This window comes from Ensifer sp. B1-9 (genome assembly GCF_050474445.1).
Classification (GTDB): Bacteria; Pseudomonadota; Alphaproteobacteria; order Rhizobiales; family Rhizobiaceae; genus Ensifer.
In genome coordinates, this window is the sequence record NZ_JBCHVG010000005.1 from 401664 (window position 1) to 424090 (window position 22427).

At 64.3% G+C, this 22427-nt stretch carries 22 protein-coding genes and 1 pseudogene; 10 read left to right on the forward strand and 13 right to left on the reverse strand.

Going from position 1 to position 22427, the window contains the following annotated elements; translation table 11 throughout:
- Window positions 1-209: 209 nt before the first annotated feature.
- From ACQ5BM_RS11900 to spdA, 4 genes are all read right to left on the reverse strand, one after another.
- Window positions 210-794 carry an IMPACT family protein gene (locus ACQ5BM_RS11900; protein WP_429811111.1) on the reverse strand — a complete coding sequence of 195 codons (585 nt, stop codon included), beginning with the start codon at window positions 792-794 and terminating at the stop codon, window positions 210-212.
- Window positions 795-1006: 212 nt separating this feature from the next.
- A complete protein-coding gene (putA, locus tag ACQ5BM_RS11905; protein WP_429811113.1) occupies window positions 1007-4714 on the reverse strand; it encodes a trifunctional transcriptional regulator/proline dehydrogenase/L-glutamate gamma-semialdehyde dehydrogenase in 3708 nt (1235 codons plus the stop codon).
- Window positions 4715-5004: 290 nt separating this feature from the next.
- Complete coding sequence (locus ACQ5BM_RS11910; RefSeq protein ID WP_429811115.1) at window positions 5005-5313, reverse strand: YkgJ family cysteine cluster protein; 309 nt, start codon at window positions 5311-5313, stop codon at window positions 5005-5007.
- A 39-nt stretch (window positions 5314-5352) separates the two neighbouring features.
- On the reverse strand, window positions 5353-6159 hold the full coding sequence (spdA, locus tag ACQ5BM_RS11915) for a 2', 3'cyclic nucleotide phosphodiesterase SpdA (RefSeq protein WP_429811116.1): 807 nt from the start codon (window positions 6157-6159) through the stop codon (window positions 5353-5355).
- A 196-nt stretch (window positions 6160-6355) separates the two neighbouring features.
- Between spdA and ACQ5BM_RS11920 the strand changes: the two genes are divergently transcribed.
- Window positions 6356-7390: a proline racemase family protein gene (locus ACQ5BM_RS11920; RefSeq protein WP_223726310.1), complete on the forward strand. Its 1035-nt coding sequence runs from the start codon at window positions 6356-6358 to the stop codon at window positions 7388-7390.
- A gap of 88 nt (window positions 7391-7478) precedes the next feature.
- Here ACQ5BM_RS11920 and ACQ5BM_RS11925 read toward each other — a convergent pair whose 3' ends face one another.
- On the reverse strand, window positions 7479-7817 hold the full coding sequence (locus tag ACQ5BM_RS11925; RefSeq protein WP_429811169.1) for a tetratricopeptide repeat protein: 339 nt from the start codon (window positions 7815-7817) through the stop codon (window positions 7479-7481).
- Window positions 7794-8339: pseudogene (locus ACQ5BM_RS11930) on the reverse strand (sel1 repeat family protein); the annotation flags it as partial. The pseudogene ACQ5BM_RS11930 and the gene ACQ5BM_RS11925, both read right to left, overlap by 24 nt.
- Before the next feature lie 214 nt (window positions 8340-8553).
- Between ACQ5BM_RS11930 and ACQ5BM_RS11935 the strand changes: the two are divergent.
- Window positions 8554-9177 (forward strand): FecR family protein, encoded by a 624-nt coding sequence (locus tag ACQ5BM_RS11935; RefSeq protein ID WP_429811171.1) that lies wholly within the window; start codon window positions 8554-8556, stop codon window positions 9175-9177.
- Between the two features lie 69 nt (window positions 9178-9246).
- Here the strand turns inward: ACQ5BM_RS11935 and ACQ5BM_RS11940 are convergent, their stop codons facing one another.
- Both ACQ5BM_RS11940 and ACQ5BM_RS11945 read right to left on the reverse strand, forming a co-directional pair.
- Window positions 9247-11100 (reverse strand): CHASE2 domain-containing protein, encoded by a 1854-nt coding sequence (locus tag ACQ5BM_RS11940; protein WP_429811118.1) that lies wholly within the window; start codon window positions 11098-11100, stop codon window positions 9247-9249.
- Between the two features lie 5 nt (window positions 11101-11105).
- Window positions 11106-11810 carry a Crp/Fnr family transcriptional regulator gene (locus ACQ5BM_RS11945; protein WP_429811120.1) on the reverse strand — a complete coding sequence of 235 codons (705 nt, stop codon included), beginning with the start codon at window positions 11808-11810 and terminating at the stop codon, window positions 11106-11108.
- Window positions 11811-12074: 264 nt separating this feature from the next.
- On the opposite strand from ACQ5BM_RS11945, the gene ACQ5BM_RS11950 reads away from it, so the two are divergent.
- Window positions 12075-12497 carry a DoxX family protein gene (locus tag ACQ5BM_RS11950; protein ID WP_429811122.1) on the forward strand — a complete coding sequence of 141 codons (423 nt, stop codon included), beginning with the start codon at window positions 12075-12077 and terminating at the stop codon, window positions 12495-12497.
- Window positions 12498-12556: 59 nt separating this feature from the next.
- Here the strand turns inward: ACQ5BM_RS11950 and ACQ5BM_RS11955 are convergent, their stop codons facing one another.
- A complete protein-coding gene (locus ACQ5BM_RS11955) occupies window positions 12557-12985 on the reverse strand; it encodes an RbsD/FucU family protein (RefSeq protein WP_429811124.1) in 429 nt (142 codons plus the stop codon).
- Window positions 12985-14217, reverse strand: coding sequence for an ROK family transcriptional regulator (locus ACQ5BM_RS11960; protein WP_429811126.1), 1233 nt, complete (start codon window positions 14215-14217; stop codon window positions 12985-12987). The genes ACQ5BM_RS11955 and ACQ5BM_RS11960 overlap by 1 nt, the downstream gene beginning before the upstream one ends.
- A gap of 353 nt (window positions 14218-14570) precedes the next feature.
- Here ACQ5BM_RS11960 and ACQ5BM_RS11965 point away from each other — a divergent pair, with 353 nt between their 5' ends.
- From ACQ5BM_RS11965 to ACQ5BM_RS11995, 7 genes are all read left to right on the forward strand, one after another.
- Window positions 14571-15596 carry a sugar ABC transporter substrate-binding protein gene (locus ACQ5BM_RS11965; RefSeq protein WP_429811128.1) on the forward strand — a complete coding sequence of 342 codons (1026 nt, stop codon included), beginning with the start codon at window positions 14571-14573 and terminating at the stop codon, window positions 15594-15596.
- 245 nt (window positions 15597-15841) lie between these two features.
- Complete coding sequence (locus ACQ5BM_RS11970; RefSeq protein WP_429811130.1) at window positions 15842-16927, forward strand: ABC transporter permease; 1086 nt, start codon at window positions 15842-15844, stop codon at window positions 16925-16927.
- Window positions 16927-17709 (forward strand): ATP-binding cassette domain-containing protein, encoded by a 783-nt coding sequence (locus ACQ5BM_RS11975; protein ID WP_429811132.1) that lies wholly within the window; start codon window positions 16927-16929, stop codon window positions 17707-17709. Before ACQ5BM_RS11970 ends, ACQ5BM_RS11975 begins: the two co-directional genes overlap by 1 nt.
- Entirely contained in the window at window positions 17706-18326 is a 621-nt protein-coding gene (locus ACQ5BM_RS11980) for a nucleoside triphosphate hydrolase (protein WP_429811134.1), read from the forward strand. The genes ACQ5BM_RS11975 and ACQ5BM_RS11980 overlap by 4 nt, the downstream gene beginning before the upstream one ends.
- A 182-nt stretch (window positions 18327-18508) precedes the next feature.
- A complete protein-coding gene (pyrC, locus tag ACQ5BM_RS11985; protein ID WP_429811136.1) occupies window positions 18509-19546 on the forward strand; it encodes a dihydroorotase in 1038 nt (345 codons plus the stop codon).
- Window positions 19547-19572: 26 nt separating this feature from the next.
- Complete coding sequence (locus tag ACQ5BM_RS11990; protein WP_429811138.1) at window positions 19573-20265, forward strand: orotate phosphoribosyltransferase; 693 nt, start codon at window positions 19573-19575, stop codon at window positions 20263-20265.
- Between the two features lie 91 nt (window positions 20266-20356).
- Window positions 20357-21283 (forward strand): carbohydrate kinase family protein, encoded by a 927-nt coding sequence (locus tag ACQ5BM_RS11995; RefSeq protein ID WP_429811140.1) that lies wholly within the window; start codon window positions 20357-20359, stop codon window positions 21281-21283.
- Window positions 21284-21289: 6 nt separating this feature from the next.
- Here the strand turns inward: ACQ5BM_RS11995 and ACQ5BM_RS12000 are convergent, their stop codons facing one another.
- The 3 genes from ACQ5BM_RS12000 to ACQ5BM_RS12010 form a co-directional block, all read right to left on the reverse strand.
- Window positions 21290-21505 carry a helix-turn-helix domain-containing protein gene (locus tag ACQ5BM_RS12000; protein ID WP_429811142.1) on the reverse strand — a complete coding sequence of 72 codons (216 nt, stop codon included), beginning with the start codon at window positions 21503-21505 and terminating at the stop codon, window positions 21290-21292.
- Window positions 21506-21508: 3 nt separating this feature from the next.
- Window positions 21509-22063, reverse strand: a complete 555-nt coding sequence (locus ACQ5BM_RS12005) for a DUF2975 domain-containing protein (protein WP_429811143.1) — start codon at window positions 22061-22063, stop codon at window positions 21509-21511.
- 212 nt (window positions 22064-22275) lie between these two features.
- Window positions 22276-22427: hypothetical protein (locus tag ACQ5BM_RS12010; RefSeq protein WP_429811173.1), on the reverse strand; the 152-nt coding region annotated here is incomplete at its 5' end.

Here is a 22427-nt window from a genome sequence, read left to right on the forward strand (position 1 = left end):
GATCATAGCTGGGGTGGAGCGCTTCTAAAGCATGTGCGCAGTTTTGCGATAACGACATGCGAAATATCAAGAACTTAAAGCGCAAGGAGTGAATCTGAAAGATCGCGACGAGTAAATGAGAGCGGCAGATACGGCGGGAAACCGCATACAGTTTTCGCTGGCGGCTCCCTGGCGGCTCGATGTCGATGTTCGGAGCTGCGGTGACGGGCTCAATCGTCCAGCGAGACCACGGCCTTGCCGCGGCTGAGATCGACGACCATCGCGAGGATCGCCTGCGCCTCATCCTTGCGCAGGTCGACGGTCAGGATCGGGCCCTTGTCCGTAAAGCTCTCGCCGGCAATGGTCACGTCGCGGGCAAGAAGCCGCGCCTTCACCAGCGCCATGTCGGAAAAATCGACGGCAACGGTCGCGCGCACGGTTTCGATCATCTCGATCTTTTCCGCCGCCCTGAGACAGAGCGCCGCCGTGCCGCCATAGGCGCGCACCAGGCCGCCGCTTCCGAGCAGGATGCCGCCGAACCAGCGCGTCACCACGACCGCGACGCGATCGAGTTCCTGGCCGTCGATCGCCGCCAGGATCGGCTTGCCGGCCGTTCCGCTCGGCTCGCCGTCGTCACTGAAGCGATAGGCCTGGCCGATGCGCCAAGCCCAGCAATTGTGGTTGGCCGTGGGGTCGGAGTGGGAGGCGAGAAAGTCCTTCGCTGCCTGTTCGTCGGCAACCGGCGCTGCGATCGCCAGAAACCGGCTCTTCTTGACGTCCTGGGTTGCCGTTTCCGTGCGCTTGAGGGTGAACATGGCCGCTTCCGTTTTGTCATTGCTGATAACGGATTGAGGGCAATTGCGCCACCACGGTTTGGGTGGGTCGTGGGCTTGGCTGATGAAGGGGTCGGAGTGAACTTTCCCGACCCCCCATTTCTGTGACAGGCCATGCAAGCGGCGTGGCCCAATCCTCCATCGCCTCTCCCGCCTTCGGGAGAGGCATCCTTGTTCCGCGGACGCGGCCTTAATCAGCCGATCGCCATCAGGCTCGCATTGCCGCCGGCGGCCGCCGTGTTGATCGAGGTCGAGACCTCCTCGAGCAGCCAGTTCAGGCAATAGGCGTCGGGGTTCTTGCCGATCTCCTCGGTCGAAGCCGCCTGGACGAGAACCAGCGGGCCCGGCAGGCCTGCGATCGTCTTGCCGACCTCGCGCACCCGTGCGCCGTCGCCTTCGACGAGTGCACCGGCGAAGGGGCCGTCCGCCGCCCAATCCTTCGACCAGGAGAGGCGTGCGGCGACGCTCGCCGGCAGGTCCTTCAGCGAGGCCTGCAGGCCGGAAGCGGCATCGACGACGACGGTGTTGCCGGTGGCAAGGGCGGCGCCGAGCTGGTGATAGAGGCCGGTTTCCGTCGCCGGAACCAGGAGCACGCGGCCACGCGGATGCAGCGCATAGAGGTTGCGCTCGCCGACCGGTCCCGGAAGCTCGGAGTTGAGGCCGAGCGCGGAATTGCTGCCGGCGGTGCGGGCAGCTTCGGCTTCGGCTTTCGCGCCCTTGCCGTCGAGCCACTTGGCGAAGTCGAGCAGCGCCGGATCGGTATGGACCGAGCTGTGCTGCGGCGGCACCGGTGCGGTCGCGACCAGGCGGCCGAGATAGAGCGGGCCGCCGGCCTTCGGGCCGGTGCCGGAGAGGCCGCGGCCGCCGAAGGGCTGGACGCCGACGACAGCGCCGATGACGTTGCGGTTGACGTAGAGGTTGCCCGCCTTCACCCGTGCCGTCACATGGGCAATCGTCTCGTCGAGGCGCGTGTGCAGGCCGAATGTCAGGCCGTAGCCGGTGGCGTTGATGTCGTCGATCAGCCGGTCGAGATCGTCGCGGCGGTAGCGGATGACGTGCAGCACCGGACCGAAGACTTCGCGCTTCAGATCCGAGAGCTTGTCGAGCTCGATGATCGTCGGCGGCACGAAGGTGCCCTGTTCGGTCTCCGACGCAAGGCCGATCTGCTCGACCTTGCGGCCGAGGCCGCGCATGGCGTCGATGTGCTTCTCGATGATGCCCTTGGCCTCAGCGGTGATCACCGGGCCGACATCGACCGACAGCCGGTCGGTGCGGCCGATCTTCAGTTCATGCAGCGCACCCTTCAGCATCGAAAGCGTGCGCTCGGCCACGTCTTCCTGCAGGCAAAGCACACGCAGCGCCGAGCAGCGCTGGCCAGCGCTGTCGAAGGCAGAGGCGATGACGTCGCCGACGACCTGTTCGGCAAGCGCCGAGCTGTCGACGATCATGGCGTTCTGGCCGCCGGTCTCGGCAATCAGCGGGATCGGTCGGCCAGCCGGCGACAGCCGGTCGGCAAGCTGCGCCTGGATCAGGCGCGCGACTTCGGTCGAGCCGGTGAACATGACGCCGGCGATTTCCGGCGCGGCTACCAGGGCCGCACCGATGCGGCCGTCGCCGGGGAGCAGTTGCAGCGCGGCGGCGGGAACGCCGGCCTCGTGCAGGATGCGCACGCCTTCGGCGGCGATCAGCGGCGTTTCCTCGGCAGGCTTGGCCAGCACCGGGTTGCCGGCAACGAGCGCCGCGGCAATCTGGCCGGTGAAGATCGCCAGCGGGAAGTTCCACGGGCTAATGCAGACGATGGGCCCAAGTGCCTTATGGGCCGGGCCGAGGGTGCGGCGCGTCTGTTCGGCGTAGTAACGCAGGAAGTCGATCGCCTCGCGCACTTCGGCAATGGCGTTCGGCAGCGACTTGCCGGCTTCGCGGGCGATGAGGCCGAGCAGGGTCGGCATGCGCGCCTGCATCAGGTCGGCAGCGCGCGTGAGGCAGGCGGAGCGCTCGGCCGGCGAGACGGCAGCCCAGCTTGCGGCCGCCTCGGAGGCAAGGGTCACGGCCTGGCGGGCGTCGGCTTCGGAAGCCTCCGTCACCGAGCCGACCACGTCGCGGCGGTCGCCGGGGTTGACGACGGCGCGCGTTTCGCCGGAGGCGGTGCCCGTTGCCAGTTGCGGAACGGCTCTCCAGTCGACGGCAGCACTGGCCTGCAGCGCTGCGGTCAGCGAGGCAAGGCCCGCTTCGTTCGAGAGATCAAGACCGGCGGAATTGCGGCGCGCTTCGCCGAAGAGATTGTCGGGGAGCGCGATCTGGTCGTGCGGCGCGCCGACGACGGGCATGGCGCGTACGATCTCGACCGGATCGGCGATGAGCTCGTCGACAGAGACCTTCGGATCGGCGATGCGGTTGACGAAGGAGGAGTTCGCGCCGTTTTCGAGCAGGCGGCGAACGAGATAGGCAAGCAGCGTCTCGTGCGTGCCGACCGGCGCGTAGATGCGGCAGGGGCGGTCAAGATTGCCCTTGCCGACCACTTCGTCGTAGAGCGGCTCGCCCATGCCGTGCAGGCACTGGAATTCGTACTTGCCGACCTTGAAGTCCTTGCCGGCCATTTCATAGATCGTCGCCAGCGACTGCGCATTGTGGGTCGCGAACTGCGGGAAGATCACGTCGGTCGCGGCCAGCAGCTTCTTGGCGCAGGCGATATAGGAGACGTCCGTGTAGATCTTGCGGGTGTAGACCGGGAAATCTTCCAGACCGTCGAGCTGGGCACGCTTGATCTCGGCGTCCCAATAGGCGCCCTTGACGAGGCGCACCATGATACGGCGGTCGGCGCGGCGCGCGAGGTCGATGATGAAGTCGAGCACGAAGGGGCAGCGCTTGCCGTAGGCCTGGACGACGAAGCCCATGCCGTTCCAGCCGGCGAGGTCCTTGTCGAGGCACAGTTCTTCGAGCAGGTCGAGCGAAAGTTCGAGGCGGTCGGCTTCCTCGGCGTCGATGTTGAGGCCGATATCGTATTTCTTGGCAATGACGGCGAGCGCCTTCACCTTGGGCAGCAGCTCGCTCATGACGCGCGACGCCTGGGCGCGGGAATAGCGCGGGTGCAGCGCCGAAAGCTTGATCGAGATGCCCGGGCCTTCATAGATGCCGCGGCCGGCGGATGCCTTGCCGATGGCGTGGATCGCCGCCTCGTAGTCGCGGTAGTAGCGCTCCGCGTCGGCCGCCGTCGTCGCCGCTTCGCCGAGCATGTCGTAGGAGTAGCGGAAGCCCTTCTGTTCGAGCGCGCGCGAGCGGCGCAGCGCCTCGTCGATGGTCTCGCCGGTGACGAACTGTTCGCCCATCATGCGCATCGCCATGTCGACGCCGCGGCGGATGACCGGCTCGCCGCAACGGGCGATCAGGCGCGTCAGCGCGGCGGAAAGGCTGCGGTCGTTGACGGTCGAGGTGAGCTTGCCGGTGACGACGAGGCCCCAGGTGGCGGCGTTGACGAACAGTGAGCGGCCGCCGCCGATATGCGACTTCCAGTCGCCGTCGGCGATCTTGTCGCGGATCAGTGCGTCACGCGTCGCCGTGTCCGGAATGCGCAGCAGCGCTTCGGCCAGGCACATCAGCGCCACGCCTTCCTGGCTCGATAGCGAATATTCCTGCACCAGACCCTCGACGCCGGAGCCCTTGTGCTTGGCGCGCAGCGCCTCGATCAGCTTGCGCGCGGTCTTGGCGGCCGCCTGGCGGGTTGCGGCAGGCAGCGTCGCCGCTTCGACGAGTGCCGGCAGCGCCTCGGTTTCCGGGCGACGGTAGGCGGCGGTGATTGCCTGGCGAAGCGTGCTCTGCGGTCGCACCGGCGGAGCGAACTCGGCGAAGGGAGCCTGCGGCGCGCCGGTCTCGGTCGTGATCTTCTGAAGCGGTGTCTGGCTCATCGAGCGCTATCCTCCGGGAAGCGGTTTCCAAGGGCGCGGCGCGCCCCCGATCGTGGGCGGAAAATACGCTTCCTTCCGCCGTACATCCATCCGGCAAATTTCGTGTTTGGCGGAATGTTTCACCATTCCGCTGGCGCGGCGCCGTAAGGAATGCGGAATCTTTGCTAAACTGCCGGATGATCCTAGTTCATGGTTCCTTAAATCCTGGCCGATTTAAGGATAAAAACGTGCAGCCATTCAAAGGGCTACAGCGACCTTTGCGCGTCTGATAAGGCGCGCGGCGCGGTAAATCACGCCGCTTTGCCGAAATGCCTTTCACGCGCCATCAGGCACTCGTCGTCGCCGGGCATGCAGGTGCGGCAGACGATCGGGCGGATGGCGTAGATCTTGCACGATACCTGTTCGCCGAGCTTACCGCCGAGCGCACAGCAACGATCGTCCTCGCAGCGCATGCCCCCGAGATCGGCAGAAACATATTCCGCCGGGATCAGGTCGAGTTCCTCGTCCGTCTCCAGCGAGAAGCGCGGCCAGTCGGCCGAATAGGCACAACAGGCGCCGCAGCTTTGGCAGTCGAAGCTCTCGTCGGTAGATTGGGTCATGCGCCAAACTAGCATGAAGGCCGGCGGTCCGAAATGGCCTCACGCGATGGCGGCGTCCCGGCGGGCGATCTCGTAGTCTTCGGTATGGACCAGCACGCCGTCGTCGGTCACCACGGCGATGCCGTAGGCCGCCGGTTCATCGACGGACAAGGAGGCGTCGGGTGCGTCGAAGGGCATAGGCTGCTGGTGCACCGGGCTCTTGAAGATCGAGAAGGGAATGCCGCGGGAGGAGCCGCTGATCGTGCGGTGCACGTGACCGGCGAAGATATGGCGGACGTTGGAATGCCTTTTGACGAGATCGTAGAACTCGGTCTCATTGGCGAGCCGGATCATGTCCATGCCGGTAAAGCCTGTCCTGTGTGGCGGGTGATGCATGAACAGCAGCGCCGGTTTGTCGCCGGCGTCGGCAAGCTGCCGGTCGAGCCAGGCAAGCCGTTTAGCACAGAGAACGCCTGCATGGCTGGTAGGATAATCATAGGGTGGGGCAAAGAGCGTATCGAGCAGGATGGCGCGGCAGTCCGGGAAATCGATTGCCTGCTGCACGAACCCGTTCTCGTCCGTCACGGCGTCGGGGAAGGCGTCGAGAAAAACCTCGCGTCGGTCATGGTTGCCGATGGTGATGGCGACCGGCGGCACGAGCTGATCGATGAGCCGCTTCAGCCTTTCGTAGGAGGCGCGATCGGCGTAGTGGGTGAGATCGCCGGTAAAGATCACCCGGTCGGCGTCCGCATGGTAGCGGTTGACGTGTTCGATGCCGGCGGCAAGGCGTTGGTAGGGATCGAGGCCGATGATCGTCGTGCCTTCGGGCACCATGTGAAGGTCGGTAAAGATGATCAGCTTTGTCATGGAGATCCAGAAGGTTGCGTCGCGGATGGCTCAAGCTGTCGCGCGGTGTGTGATGCGTCAAGCGGCAACTTCGGGGCGACTCTCAAGCACCGGCGGTTTTCCTTGCGGCGGCTCCCGGAAAGCGCTAATGCAAGCGCATCTGATATATCAGCCATGATCGCCGATAGGGCGATGGCAAGCGAGTTGGAGAAACGGCATGCGGTGGAAGCGCACGATCCAGTTGCTGGACGTTCATTGCGAGGGTGAGATCGGCAAGGTCGCGATCGGCGGCGTGCCGAAGATCCCCGGGAACTCGATCGCCGAGCAGCTCAACCACATCAACACGGTCGATGACAGCCTGCGCCGGTTCCTCTGCCTCGAGCCGCGCTCCGGCTCGATCGGCTCGGTCAACCTGCTGGTGCCGCCGAAGCGCCCGGAAGCCGATGCCGGTTTCATCATTCTCCAGGCCGACCAGGCGCACGCCATGTCCGGCTCGAATTCGATCTGCGTCACGACCGCCCTGCTCGAATCCGGCATCATCGAGATGAAGGAGCCGGAGACGGTGGTAATGCTCGACACGGCCTCCGGTCTCGTCAAGGCGACCGCGACCTGCCGCGACGGTCGTTGCGAGAAGGTGAAGCTGACGATGGTTCCGTCCTTCGTGCACGAGCTCGACGTCGAGGTCGATACGCCGAAGTGGGGCAAGATCAAGCTCGATCTCTGCTACGGCGGCATCTTCTATGCACTGGTCGACGTCGGCCAGATCGGCACCACGATCGACAAGGCGAACGCCCGCGAGATCGTCGAGGCCGGCATGATCCTGAAGGATATCGTCAACCGCACGATCCCCGTCGTCCATCCGGAAATCCCGGAGATCAAGGGCGTCGCCTATGTCATGTTCCGCGATGTCGAGCCTGATGGCACGATCCGGACCTGCACCACCATGTGGCCGGGCCGCGTCGACCGCTCGCCCTGCGGCACGGGCAGCTCGGCCAATCTCGCGACGCTGCATGCGCGCGGTAAGGTCAAGGTCGGCGACGTTCTGAAGTCGCGCTCGATCATCGGGTCGGAATTTGAGGTGGGTCTCGAAGGTGTCACGACGGTTGCCGGCCGCGAAGCGATCATCCCGACGATTGCCGGCCGCGGCTGGACCTTCGGCCTGCATCAGGTGGCGCTCGATCCGTTCGATCCGCTGGCCGACGGCTTTGCGCTCACCGACACCTGGGGGCCCCAGGCCGGCGAGATCCGCTAACCAGCCCAATCTCCTCCTCTCAAACGAAAACGCGGGCCGAAGATCCCAGTGATCTCCGGCCCGCGTGGCCCTTGGGAGGCGTGTTGGGTTACTTGATGCGGCTGGTCTTGCCGAGCATGGCGGTCTGGAAGGCGTCGTTGCCCTCGAGTTCGGCAAGCTTCCGTTCGGCAAACGCGTCGCCTTCGTTGGCAGCCTTGCGGAAGATCGCGCGGGCTGCGGGGATGTCCTTCGCGATACCTTCGCCGTTCTCGAGCATCAGACCGAGATTGACCATGGCATCGACATTGCCGCGGTTGGCCGCCAACCGGTAGAATTTGGCGGCCTTGCTGTTGTCTTCCGGGACCAGCTTGCCTTCGTCCAGCATGACCGCGAGGTTGAAGGCGGCGACGTCGTCGCCGGCGAGCGATGCCCGTTCGAACCACTCGATCGCCAGCTTGCCGTTGACCGGCGTGCCCATGCCGTCACGATAGGAAACGCCGAGATTGTAGGCGGCGAGAATATTGCCGGCTGCAGCGGCCTTCTGGTTCAGCGCGAATTCGGCTGTCGTGTCGCCCTGCTCGCCCAGGAGAACGGCATAGTTGGTCATCGCCAGCGCGTGGCCGTGTTCGGCGGCTTCGCCGAGAATACGCATTGACTGAGCCTTCTGGCCGGCCTTGTCGAGTACGCGGGCCAGTTGGAATTCGGTGCGAGCGCCGCTCTTCTGGTTATAGGCCTCACGGCAAGCTGAAAGCGCCACGCCGATCCTGATGTCCTCGGTGGCAACGGCCGGGAAGGCCTGATTGCGCTGCAGGTCGAAGATGCTGCCGGCCTCGCGGTCGCAGACGTCGGCGGCGGAGAGCTCGGCAGCACGTGCCGACGGCAGGGCGATCGCGGCGACAGCCAGCAGGCTGACGACCGCCAGCAGCAGTGCGTTGATGATGCCGGTACCGGATGTGCTGCGCTTTTCCATGAGGCTCTCCCCTTGTCTTGACGGTGAACTTATCCGCGCCTGCCAGGTCGGGCTGTTCCGGGGGTAACAGCCCGACAACGAAAGCTCTGGCGAACTGCTGGACGATCATCGGGACACGGCGCGCGAGCCGGCTTGCATCCGGGAATGCCGGGGCTATCCTCGAATGTCGCAACGCTCAAACGGGAGAGGGGCAATGGAAAACCTGGCCGCGCCGATGCGCAAGATGCTGGTGAGCCGGCGCGTTGTCGTTGGTGGCCTGTTGCTGACGGCGGCCGGCGGCGGCATCGCCACCTCCTGGGCAAGCCCCTCACTTGGCGAGGCAACGGAGGTCCGCGGCGATGTGCGGCGGAAGCAGGCGCAAAAGGACGAGCCGCTGACGGTCGGTAGCCAGCTTTACGAGAACGACCGCGTGCACACGAATGCCGAGAGCTACGCGACCTTGCGCCTCGGTACGGACACGCGCGTGCTGCTCGGCGCCGAGACCGAGCTGCTCGTCGATAGCTTCATCGCCGGTCAGGGTGGTACGCTCGAACTCGGAACAGGGCGCATGGTCTTCGATCGGCCCGAGGGGCTGCCGAAGGTCGATGTGGCGGTCCGCACCGCCTTCGGCATGATCGGCGTGCGCGGCACCAAATTCTTCTGCGGACCGAGCCGAGCCGCATTTGCCGTCTTCGTCGAACATGGAAGCGTTTCGGTCGCGCGTGGCGGGGTGACCCGGGTCGTGGCTGCGGGGCAGGGGGTGGAGTTTCATCGCCGCGGTGAAGCCCCGAGCGAGCCCGTCAACTGGGGCGAGCCGCGTATCACGGAAGCCTATGCCAGCGTCGGCCTGACACGTTGAGTTGACGCAATCCCGAAAACCGGTCCGCTATTACTGGAGTCGCACTGAGACGCGCGGCCAGCCGTCGCCTCAGTCGGCGACCGTGAACAATTCCATCGTCGAAAAGCCGCGGATTTCGTGGCTGCCGAGGGGGCGGAGCGGTCGCTTGCTTTCCGCTGCGGCAGCAGGCCCGACGCAGATGGCGGTGCCGAGGAACTTGTTCGCCTCCTGCAGGCGCGCAGCCAGATTGATCGCGTCGCCATGAGCCGTGTAGTCGAGCTTGCCGCCGGCGCCGACTTCACCGACAACGGCCGGTCCGGTCTCGACGCCGATCCGGGTTCTGCCGAAAGAGTTGGCCGCGAACTGCGGACGCCGGCGCATCTCTTCCGTCAGCGCGTGGATCGCCTTGGCGCAATCGATGGCCCGGTCGACATGTTCGGGGAGATCCTCGGGCGCATTGAAAAACGCGTGCACCGCATCGCCCACCACCTTGTCGACCATGCCGCCATGCGCCGCCACCAGCGCATTGACCTCGGCAAAGTAGATGTCGAGCAAGGCAATGAGGTCCCGCGGCTTCAGCCTCTGCGACAGGGAGGAAAAGCTCTCGATATCGGTGAAGAGCGCTGTCACCTGCCGTTCCTCGCCGGCCACGCGTGTAAGCCCGGGATTGTCGATGTAGCGGGCGACGACCGATTGCGGCAGGTACTGCGAGAATTTCTGCCGCGCAGCCGCTTCGGCTCGCCGCACGCGAGCAAATTGCAGCACGCTCGTCACCGCGAGGACGACGGCGAGGGCGACCGAAATGCCGATCGCATCGATCAACCAGCCGCTGGCGCCATAGATAACCGCCGCTGCCGCGACGACGGCGGCGACCGCACCGAGGCCAAGGGCTGCCGATACCAGCGGTCGAAGGCGAGCGGCGGCGAAGGCAACGGCGAGGCTGGCGAGAAACGCGATGCCGGCTTCGGCGAGCGGAAGTCGATCGTCGCGCTTCGGTATGAAGCCGGTCAGGATCGCGTTGGCGATATCCGCGTGGATCTGCACCGAGGGCTCGAGCGGCATCGAGGCGCTGGGCCGTAAGCCCCCGAGGTTCGGCAGGCTGCTGCCGATGAGCACGAGCTTGCCTGCGAAGCGGTCCGCTGCCGCCTTGCCGGACAACACGTCGGCGGCGGAAACGGTGCGGGCGGCGAGCCGGTCCGCGGCACTTGCGGCGAAGCGCAGACTGCCGGTCTCGTCGAGCGCGATCACCTGTCCGTCGAGGCGCAGCCAGGCGGGCTCGCCACCGAGGATCGGCGTGCCGGCTCCGCGCATCAGTCGTGTCGCCTCGACCGCCAATGTCGGAAAAGCGTCGTTGCCGAGGATGGCATAGGCCTGCACCCGGCGGATCCGCGCGTCTTCGTCACCAACGAGAAACGAAGCCGCTGCCGCCTTCGCATGGTCCATGAACGCGGCACAGGAGGTTTCGGCGCCGTCGAGGAACCAGAGCTCGGGCGGAGTGAAGGGCCGGCTCAATGCCAACGGCGGTACCGGCCGCGGCTGCTCCTGGACCGTATCGGCGATCAGAAAGCCGAGAACGACGGGAACGCGTCCAAGCGCGGAGGCGAGCGCTGTATTGCCGTCGCTGGCCGTGTTGCAATCGGCGCTGAAGACGAAGTCGACCGCCACAGCCTTGGCGCCCGCCGTCGCAAGCCGCGACAGAAGTTCGGCGGTTGCCGTTCTGTCCCAGGGGCGCGATTGGTTGGCCTGGCGGTCGATGTCGACGACAACGATGTCAGGCGACTGCGGCGCGGGAATCCATTGTGTCAGGCTGTCGAAGAACAGCTCGCGCTGTGTTTCAAACACCGATTCGGCAAACAGATAGAGGGCGACGGCAACCAGCAAGCTCGTCAGGAACCCGCCGGCAAGCGGAGTGAAACGCAATTGCCGGCGCGGCTCAGAGGCCATGCGGTCTAGTCCTCCTCCGGATCGGCAATGCTCTGCAGGCGGCCGACTTTGCAGGCGATGATGCCGTCGCTCCGCTTGATTGCGCCGCTCTCCTCCAGCCATTGGATGGCGCGGTTGACCTTCGGCCGGCTCGCCCCAAGCACACCGGCAATGTCCGTCTGGCTCATGGTCAGCCGGAGATTGGCGCTTTCCGGCAATTCGTTGCCGTGGATCTGTCGAAGCGTCGCGAGAAAGAAACGCGCGACGCGGGCATTGAGATCGTAGAGCGCGATGGTCTCCAGCCGCTCCGTCGTGTCGCGCAATTGCGCGCAGAGGAAGCGGATGACGGCCTCTGCTGCCTCCGGCCGATTGGTGACGATATCGAGAAAGGCCTTCTTGCCGATCACGTAGCCCTCGGAAGCGGTCATCGCCGTGGCATCGGCGGAGCGTGTTTGGCCATCAAGCACCGCCATCTCGCCAAAGATCGCGCCGGCTTCGTGCTGGCGCAGCATCAGCTCGCGGCCCTGTGGGGTGATCAGCGAAAGCTTGATGCGTCCGGAGATGACGACGATCATGTAGTTGCCTTCGTCGCCCCGCTGGAAGATGACCGTGCCGGCCGGCCACTTCCTGTAGGTCGCGATGTCGGCGAGCTCGGCAATGGTGTTCTTGTCGAACTCTTCAAAGATCGGAAACGAGCGCCAGAATGTCGGGCTCCGGTTGATTTCGTTCATGACATGACCCCGCGCGCGGCGTCCCCTGCCGCGCCGAAATTCTTCGCCCAGCCGCTTCGTCCTTGCAATAGAAAAGAACGATACGGCGACTATGTAGTTCCAAGTTCGTCCGCGGATAAAACGAGAGAACGTCGAGCTCGAAGGTTGACGATGCCGGCCGATCGTTTCATTTTCGTGAACGATCTGTCGCCCGCGAAGCGGCTAGATGAATTTGAAAATGCTGATACTTCTGTTGCCAACACCCGTTTCTCACAGGAGCCTCGCATGCCTCAGAATGTTGTCGTCCTCGTCGGACGCGTCCTGCTCTCTATCATGTTCATCACGTCCGGTTTCAGCAAGCTGATGGACCCGTCGGGCACGGCCCAGATGATCACCGGTGCCGGCTGGCCGGCACCGACCGTACTCGCCTACCTTGCCGGTCTCTTCGAACTGGTCTCCGGTCTTGCCGTGCTCGTCGGCTTCCAGACGAAGATTGCTGCCTATCTCCTGGCAGCGTTCAGCCTGGTCACGGCTTTCGCCTTCCACAGCGGCGGGATCAACATCCCGAACTTCCCGCCGGAAGCCAATGGCCTGCTGACCGTCTTCAACGGCCTGATGATGATGAAGAACATCGCGATCGCCGGCGGTTTCCTCGTGCTCGCCGCCTTCGGCCCCGGCGCTCTGTCGATCGACAAGCGCGGCGCCTGATAGCGAAGCATTACCGCAATCACAGAAAGCCCGTCGGTCGCCGGCGGGCTTTTCGCGTTTCAGGGGTAGATCACGCCCTTGCGCAGGATGACGTTGCCGTAAAGACGGGGCTCGCTGGTCTGGACCACCGTATGCGCCGCCCTGACTCGCGGATAGAAATCCGCGCCGAGCAGGGGAACGACCTGGCGGTCCGGCTCGTGTCGGCCGCAGCATTCGATGATCTCGCGGTGCACCGGATCGAGCGCGTCCTTGTCCTGCTTGACCGTGGCGCGGAAGATTGCCTCCGGCACGAAATCGTCGATCGGCAGCACGCTGAGGATCGCGTCGAGCACCGGGATCAGCGGGTGCCCGTCGAGGCGGACCAGCCGGCGCGCATGTTCCTGGCCCGGATAGTTGCCGTCGACCAGCGCGATTTCATCGCCGTGCCCCATGGCCCGGAGTGTCGCGAGCAGTTCGGGACTGAGGATCGGGTTTAGTCCTTTCAGCATCAGCCGAGCTCCTTGAAGAGGACGTTGGTGTCGAGCAGGTAACGGGCGAAAAGTGGCAGGCTGGCGCCGCCAATGGCGCGGGCGTGGCTGCCGACCAGGCCTTCCACCAGTTCCGGAATGGTCACGCCCTGGAGGTCGAGCTCGTGGAGTGCCTTGCGCGTGGCGGTGAGTAACCGGGTCCGGACCCAGGGCGGGAAGCCGCCGTCGATGACGACGGCGGAGAAGTCGACGATCGAGACGGCGGAGACGACCGCCTGGGCAAGTGCTGCGCCGCAGTCGTCGATCCAGATGTCGAGCGGCTCGCCGAAGTCGATCCAGTCGTCGGCCGAGTACCAGAGCGGTCGCGGATCGATGCCGCGTTCGCGCAGCAGGTTCTCGAGTACGAAGACCGAGGCGATCTTGAGGAGCTGAATGGTCTTGCCGTCCTTGCCCGAGACCGGTAGCGGGCCCACGGCACCGGCGGTGCCGGTGCGTCCGGAAAAGAGTGCGGAGTTGAGGACGACGCCGCCACCGATGAACGAGCCGATGTAGAAATAGACGAAATCCGGATAGCTGGCGCCGACGCCGAAGGCGAGTTCGGCGCCACAGGCGCTGGTACCGTCGTTCTGCAGGAAGACCGGATAAGTCGTGCGCGCCGCGACCGCTGCCTGCAAATCGACATCGCGCCACTTGTTCATTTCTTCGCGCGGCGCCCCAACTTCCTCCGCCCAGTTCCAGAGCTCGAAGGGTGTCGCAATTCCGATGCCGGCAATTCGCTTGCGCTGGTCGGGGTTGAGCTGCTGTTCAAGCTTCGTCATGCCTGAAATGATGAAGTCGACGAGATCGCCCGGCAACGGATAGGGGTGCACATGGTGCAGCTGCAGCCGGATGGTGCCGACGAAATCCATCAGCACGAGATCGGCGCTGCGCCGGCCGATCTTTACGCCGAAGGAAAAGACCGCGTCGGGATTGAGGCGCATCGGCGTCGAGGGTTGTCCGACCTTGCCGCGCACGGGGTCGCCCTTGATCAGCAGGCCATCGCTTTCAAGGGCGCGCATGATCACCGAAACGGTCTGCGCCGAAAGACCGGAACGCCGGGCAATGTCGGCTTTGGAGAGGCCGCCGTGACGCCTGACCAGCGACATGACCAGGCGCTCGTTGTAAGCGCGTACGCGCGTTTGATTGGCACCACCACTCGGGTCGATGACCTCAGGTTGCGTCGGTCCCCGATCGGGACCGTCTGTCAGTGACATGCCACCGTCTCCTCCCGTTGGCATCGATTTTCATATGTTAGAGCGAGGTGCGAGCGGAAAACCGTAAACACTTTTCCTCATCACGCTCTGGTGCCCGCTTGGCGCAGGTCTGTTGTTTCCGCTTGTCGCGCCCCTGTCAATTTGCCTGACGCTCCGATCCCGGGGCGGCGTGTCGTCGGCATCGCAAGAATGGCACATTGAAATAATAATTCAATTTGATTTATTTATTGACACCCCGGAAATTTAGTGTTTGTTTTTGTCTCGGAAGCGCCAATTGCAGCGGAGGAGAATGCTGCGTCGGCGAGGCCTGGGCCGGTCCGCCGGCACGATTTTTCAATCCTTGGGAGGATTTCATGAAGAAGACCATTCTTTCCGCTGCCTTCGGCGCGCTGTCGCTCGGCGTCGTCTTCGCTGCGCCGGCCAAGGCTGCCGATGTCAGCGCCTGCCTGATTACCAAGACCGACACCAACCCTTTCTTCGTCAAGATGAAGGAAGGCGCGACCGCCAAGGCCAAGGAACTCGGCGTGACGCTGAAGGCCTATGCCGGCAAGATCGACGGCGACCATGACAGCCAGGTGGCTGCGATCGAATCCTGCATCGCCGACGGCGCCAAGGGCATCCTGATTGCCGCTTCCGACACCAAGGCGATCGTCGATCAGGTGAAGAAGGCGCAGGACGCCGGTCTTCTGGTGATCGCGCTCGACACGCCCTTGGATCCGGCGACCGCCGCCGATGCCACCTTTGCCACCGACAACCTGCTCGCCGGCAAGCTGATCGGCCAGTGGGCCGCTGCCACCATGGGTGACGGTGCGAAGTCCGCCAAGGTCGGCTTCCTCGACCTGACGCCGTCGCAGCCGACAGTCGACGTTCTGCGCGACCAGGGCTTCATGATGGGCTTCGGCATCGACCCGAAGGATCCGAACAAGATCGGCGACGAAGACGATCCGCGCATCGTCGGTCATGACGTCACCAACGGCAACGAAGAAGGCGGCCGCAAGGCGATGGAAAACCTTCTGCAGAAGGATCCCGACATCAACGTGATCCACACGATCAACGAGCCGGCCGCCGTTGGCGCCTACCAGGCGCTGAAGGCCGTCGGCAAGGAAAAGGACGTGCTGATCGTCTCGGTCGACGGCGGTTGCCCGGGCGTCAAGTCGGTCGCAGAAGGCGTCATCGGCGCCACCTCGCAGCAGTACCCGCTGATGATGGCCGCACTCGGCATCGAGGCGATCAAGAAGTTCGCCGATACCGGCGAGAAGCCGAAGCCGACCCCAGGCAAGGACTTCTTCGACACCGGCGTTTCGCTTGTTACCGACAAGCCGGCTGCCGGCGTCGAATCGATCGACACCAAGGTCGGCACGGAGAAGTGCTGGGGCTGATTGCCTCCGCTCTTCGGACGCATGAGCCAGCAACGGAAGGGCGGCCCCGGCCGCCCTTCGCATAAGCGCCGATGTCTTTGACAAGGCGATAAAAACCGCGCAGCTTCTTGCGAGCGTGCAAATGCCCGCGACGTTGATGGGCGGGCCACGCGCCACAGCGCCACGCGCCGGTTCGGATGCGTGAAAAGTCGCTGTAATACTTTGATCTCAACCCCTTGGGAGCGGGGTTCACGGGAGGAAGGTCCATGGGCGAGCCCAACACAGCCGCACAGCCATCCCAGGAATTCGAAAAAGTCCTGGTCAACAGTTCGACGCAGGTCGCGTCATTCGACACGCATGACAAGACCGCGATCCAGAAAATCCAGCATTTCCTGCATTCGACCCCGGCCGCCGTGCCGTTCATCGTGCTGGTCGCTGCGATCCTGATCTTCGGTATTGCGATCGGCGGGAAGTTCTTCTCGTCCTACACGCTGACCCTCATCCTCCAGCAGATCGCCATCGTCGGCATCCTCGGTGCGGCGCAGACCCTGGTGATCCTGACGGCCGGCATCGATCTTTCGATCGGCGTGATCATGGTGCTTTCGGCCGTCATCATGGGCAATTGTGCGGTGACCTACGGGCTTCCGGCACCGCTCGCGATCCTGATTGGCCTCGGCGTCGGCAGCGCCTGCGGCTTCCTGAACGGCTTCCTCGTCTCGCGTCTCAAGCTGCCGCCCTTCATCGTCACGCTCGGCACCTGGTACGTGATCATGTCGACGAACTTCATCTATTCGGCGAACGAGACGATCCGCGAGGCCGACGTCGCCGCCGTTACCCAGATGCTGCATGTCTTCGGGGTCAGCTTCAAGGTTGGCTCCGCGGTGCTGACGCTCGGCGTCATCACCATGGTCGCCCTCGTCTTCGGCCTCTGGTACGCCTTGAACCATACCGCCTGGGGCCGCCACCTCTACGCCGTCGGCGACGATCCGGAAGCGGCGAAACTCTCGGGTATCCGCACCAGCCGCGTGCTCTTGAGCGCCTATACGCTGGCCGGCCTCATCGCCGCGCTCGCCGCCTGGGTCTCCATCGGCCGCAACGGCTCGATCTCGCCGTCTGCCGCAGTCACCGACTACAACCTCCAGGCCATCACCGCAGCGGTGATCGGCGGCATCTCGCTCTTCGGCGGCCGAGGCTCGATCCTCGGCACCCTGATCGGCGCAATGATCGTCGGCGTCGTTTCCATGGGCCTCAACATGCTGGGCGCCGACCCGCAATGGAAGGTCTTCCTCACCGGCGTGTTGATCATCTCGGCCGTCGCCATCGACCAGTGGATCAGAAAGGTAGCTGCCTGATGACACAGGAACCCATTCTCACCGCCCGCGGCCTCGTCAAGCGCTACGGTCGCGTCACCGCCCTCGACCATGCCGACTTCGACCTCTATCCCGGCGAGATCCTCGCCGTGATCGGCGACAACGGCGCCGGCAAGTCCTCGATGATCAAGGCGATCTCCGGTGCGATCACGCCCGACGAGGGCGAGATCAAGCTCGAGGGGCAGCCGATCAACTTCCGCTCGCCGATGGATGCGCGCGCCGCCGGCATCGAGACGGTCTACCAGAACCTGGCGCTGTCGCCGGCGCTGTCGATCGCCGACAACATGTTCCTCGGCCGCGAGATCCGCAAACCCGGCATCATGGGCAAGCTGTTTCGCACGCTCGACCGTTCGGCGATGGAAAAGATGGCGCGGGCAAAGCTCTCCGAGCTCGGGCTGATGACCATCCAGAACATCAACCAGGCGGTGGAAACGCTGTCCGGTGGCCAGCGCCAGGGCGTTGCCGTTGCCCGCGCCGCCGCCTTCGGGTCCAAGGTGGTGATCATGGACGAGCCGACCGCAGCGCTCGGCGTCAAGGAAAGCCGGCGGGTGCTGGAACTGATCCTCGACGTGCGCGCCCGCGGCCTGCCGATCGTGCTGATTTCGCACAACATGCCGCATGTGTTCGAAGTGGCCGACCGCATCCATGTCCACCGCCTTGGCAAGCGGCTCTGCGTCATCAATCCGAAGGAGCATACGATGTCGGATGCGGTCGCCTTCATGACGGGGGCGAAGGAGCCGCCGCGCGAGGCGCTTGCGGCATGAACGTCCAGCCGATCGCAAACGAAATCCTGAAACGGGCGGCCGGCGCCGCCCGTTTCGTCGTCGCCATTGCCGGCCCGCCCGGTGCCGGCAAGTCGACGCTTTCGGACGCGCTGGCCGAGACCCTGGTCGCCGGCGGCGAGAAGGCGGCGGTGCTGCCGATGGACGGCTTCCACATGGACAATGCCGTTCTGGAGGAAAAGGGCCTGCTCGCCCGCAAGGGAGCGCCGGAGACCTTCGATGTCAGGGCCTTCCTGTCGACGATTGCGGCGGTCCGCGCCAATGACGGCGAAGTGCTCGTTCCGGTCTTCGACCGCTCGCGCGAGATCGCGATCGCTTCCGCCCGCATTGTGGCGCCGGAGACGCGCATCATCTTGGTGGAGGGCAATTATCTGCTGCTCGACGAGGCGCCCTGGAACCGGCTCGAAAATGCCTTCGATTTCTCGATCTTCATCAATCCCGGCATCGAGGAACTGGAGCGGCGGCTTTTGAAGCGGTGGTACGATCACGGCTATGACGAGGGGGCGGCGAAGCGCAAAGCCCTCGGCAACGACATCCCGAACGCGCATCGCGTGGTCGACCGTCAGCGGCCTGCCGATCTGGTGCTGACGGATTTCTGAGCGATGGTCGGATTGCGGATTGTGTTTCCGGGCGCATTGGTGATATCGAGACGCGGTTCCACCACATGAGTAACCGCCCGCGACCCGCACCTGCCGGCTGCAAAGCTGCGCGCGTGGATCGGGCGCGAGCCTGGAGCGGCGTTTTCCGTCCGCGCCTGCTCTGACCTAGGAGAACGCTGACCATGCAAGACCTCGTTATCCGCCGCCCGGATGATTGGCACCTTCACCTGCGCGACGGCGACATGCTGAAGGGCGTCATCGCCGATACCAGCCGCCATTTCGCCCGCGCGATCATCATGCCCAACCTGGTGCCGCCAGTCGTGACGGCCGCGGATGCCGCAGCCTATCGCGAGCGCATCCTGGCCGCGCTTCCCGCGGGCGACCGGTTCGAGCCGCTGATGACGCTCTATCTCACCGAAGGCACGGATCCTGACGACGTCGAGGCCGGCCACACGAGCGGCCTCGTCAAGGCGGTCAAGCTCTACCCCGCCGGCGCCACGACGAACTCGCACAGCGGCGTTCGCAACATCGACAAGGCGATGCCGGTGCTGGAGCGCATGGCGAAGATCGGCCTGCCGCTCTGCGTGCATGGCGAGGTCACGACGTCCGATGTCGACATCTTCGACCGCGAGGCCGTGTTCATCGAGACCGTGCTCGATCCCTTGCGCAAGCGGCTGCCGGAGCTGAAGGTGACGATGGAACACGTCACCACCAAGGACGGCATCGATTACATCAAGGCCTCCAGGGCGAACCTTGCCGGCTCGATTACCACCCATCACCTGATCATCAACCGCAACGCCATCCTCGTCGGCGGGATCAAGCCGCACTACTACTGCCTGCCGGTCGCCAAGCGCGAGAACCACCGCCTGGCACTGCGCGCCGCCGCGGTTTCCGGCGACAAGCGCTTCTTCCTCGGCACCGACTCGGCACCGCATGTCGATCCGTTGAAGGAATGCGCCTGCGGCTGTGCCGGCATCTACACCTCGATCAACACCATGAGCTGCCTGGCGCATGTGTTCGAGGAGGAGGGCGCGCTCGACAAGCTCGAAGCCTTTGCCTCGCTGAACGGTCCTGCCTGGTATGGCCTGCCGGTCAACGACGAGACGATCACGCTGCGCAAGCAGGCTGAAGCCGTCACCTATCCCAAGAAGATCGAGACCGGCGCCGGTCTGGTTACCGTGTTCGATCCGATGTTCCCGCTCCATTGGGCCGTCGTCTGATCGCTTTAGTTTTGAAGGAGAGTTTGATGTTTTCTAACGCGTTCACCGACAAGGCCGTAATGGCCGAGCTGGTCGCCAAGATGCTCTGGGAGATCAAGGCCGTACACTTCCGCGCCGATGAGCCCTACAAGCTCTCGTCCGGCATGGCGAGCCCCGTCTATATCGACTGCCGCAAGCTTATCTCCTACCCGCGCATCCGTTCGGCGGTGATGGACTTTGCCGCAGCGACCATCCTGCGCGAGGCCGGTTTCGAGAAGTTCGACGTGGTCGCTGGTGGCGAAACCGCTGGCATTCCCTTTGCCGCCATGCTTGCCGAGCGCCTCGGCCTGCCGATGATCTACGTCCGCAAGGCGCCGAAGGGCCACGGCCGCAACGCCCAGATCGAAGGCCATATGCCGGAAGGCGCGCGCGTGCTCGTCATCGAGGACCTGACGACGGCCGGCGGGTCGATGTTCAAGTTCATCGATGCCATTCGCGCCGCCGGCGGCATCGTCGACCACGGCATTGCGCTGTTCTACTACGACATCTTCCCGGAGGCGGTCGGCGAGATGAAGGGCAAGGGCGTCGACCTGCATTGGATCGCCACCTGGCGCAACGTCCTTGCGGTCGCCCGCGAGCAGGCGCTGTTCGACGAGAAGACGCTGAGTGAGGTCGAGGCTTTCCTCAATGCGCCGCTCGCCTGGTCGGGCCGCAACGGCGGCGTGAGCGCGCTGGCGTAAAATTCGACGAGGCCCCGGTGCCGCCGGGGCCTCGCAACGCCTGAGCTACTCTTTTTAAATCGATTGAAGTGTCATTGAGGAGGAAAAGCCGATGATCGTATGTTGCGGTGAAGCGCTGATCGACATGTTGCCGCGGGACACGACCGCGGGCGAGAGCGCCTTTGCGCCCTATGCCGGCGGCGCGATCTTCAATACGGCCATCGCGCTCGGTCGCCTCGGTATTCCCACCGGTTTCTTCACCGGCCTTTCCGACGACATGTTCGGCGATATCCTGCGCGAGACGTTGAAGGCGGCGAATGTCGATTTCGGTCCCTGTGCGACGCTCTCGCTGCACACGACGCTCGCCTTCGTCAAGCTGGTCGACGGCCACGCCAGCTATGCCTTCTTCGACGAGAACACCGCCGGCCGGATGATCACGCGCGAGCACCTGCCGGCGCTGGGCGATTTCTGCGAGGCGCTGCACTTCGGCGCGATCAGCCTGATCCCCGAGCCCTGCGGCTCGACCTACGAGGCGCTGATGACGCGCGAGCACGAAAAGCGGGTGATCTCCTTCGACCCGAACATCCGTCCCGGTTTCATCAAGGACAGGGACGCCCATCTGGCGCGCATGAACCGCATGGCGGCGATGTCCGATATCATCAAGTTCTCCGACGAGGATCTCGCCTGGTTCGGCATGGAAGGGACCCACGACGACCTCGCTGCCGAATGGCTGAAGCGCGGGCCGAAGCTGGTGCTGATCACCAAGGGTGCCGACGGCGCCGTCGGCTATACGGCGCGCCACAAGGTCGAGGTTGCCGGCGAAAAGGTGACGGTGGTCGACACGGTCGGTGCCGGCGATACCTTCGATGCCGGCGTGCTGGCGTCGCTGAAGCTCAGCGGTCTCCTGACCAAGGCCGACGTTGCCGCTCTCGGCGAAACCGCGGTCCGTAACGCGCTGGCGCTCGGCGCCAAGGCAGCTGCGGTCACCGTCTCGCGCGCCGGCGCAAATCCGCCGTGGAAGCACGAAATCGGTCTCTGAGCTTTCTTATTCTTCCGGGTCCGGGCGATACTCCAGGATATCGCCCGGCTGGCAGCCGAGCGCGGCGCAGATCTTTTCCAGCGTATCGAAGCGCACGCCTTTCACCTTGCCCGATTTCAGCAGCGAGATGTTCTGCTCGGTGATCCCCACCTGTTCGGCGAGGTCGCGTGAGCGGACCTTCCGTTTCGCCAGCATGACATCGAGATTGACGACGATCGGCATGCGCTAGACGAAGCTCCTGTTCTCCGCTTCGACCCCCGAAGCGATGACGACGACGTGGCCAAGGCCGACGACCAGGCCGGCCATCAGCAGCACGATCATCGTGCCGCCATTGATGTCGAAGATCACCGCATGTCCCGTGGCGCCCGGGTTGTCGTAGGTGACTGCCAGGATGCCGATGCCGTTGCTGACCGTCAGGCATAGGGCTCCCGCAAGCGCGGTCAGCCCCACCCGCCGCAACAGCACGCCATTGCGGCCGGAGAGAATCTCGCCGCGCTGGAAACTGTCGAAAAGCTGCCAGGCGAAGGCGAGGCCGGCAATAACGAGCGCATTGTTGATGGCAGTCAGGAAGATGACCGTGGCGATGGCGCGGTAGGAAAGGGTAATCGCCCCCACGCGGGGGAAGACGATATCGCGAATGCCCTGCTCGAAACCCTGTCGGTCGAAAAAGATCTGCCAATGCATATAGACGACGGCCGAACAGAACACCGCACCACCCAATAGGATCATGAGCTTCATGAAGCGGCTGAGCTTCCGCAGCCTCTCGGCGGAGTCCGTCATGAAAATTCCTTTATCGTTTTGCTTGTATTTTTATCGTAATACAATAAGTAATTCTCGTCAATTGTGAGTTTGGTGGCGTGCCATATCTGTTCGCTTTTCCGAAAAAGAGCTGGTGCCGGCCTGCATCATATGATGAGGCCCGAGGCGCGATGTGCGCCCCGGGCCTCATTATTTGAAGTGCGGTTCCGGGTGGAACCGCTTGGAACTGCGCCTTAGCGAGCGGCCTTCAGCAGGGCTGCCACCAGACCCGCGGTCGAAGAATCGTGGCCGGCGGCACTCTCCTTGCCTTCGACGACCGGCAGCAGGCCGGTTGCCAGCTCCTTGCCGAGCTCGACGCCCCATTGGTCGAAGGAGTTGATGTTGA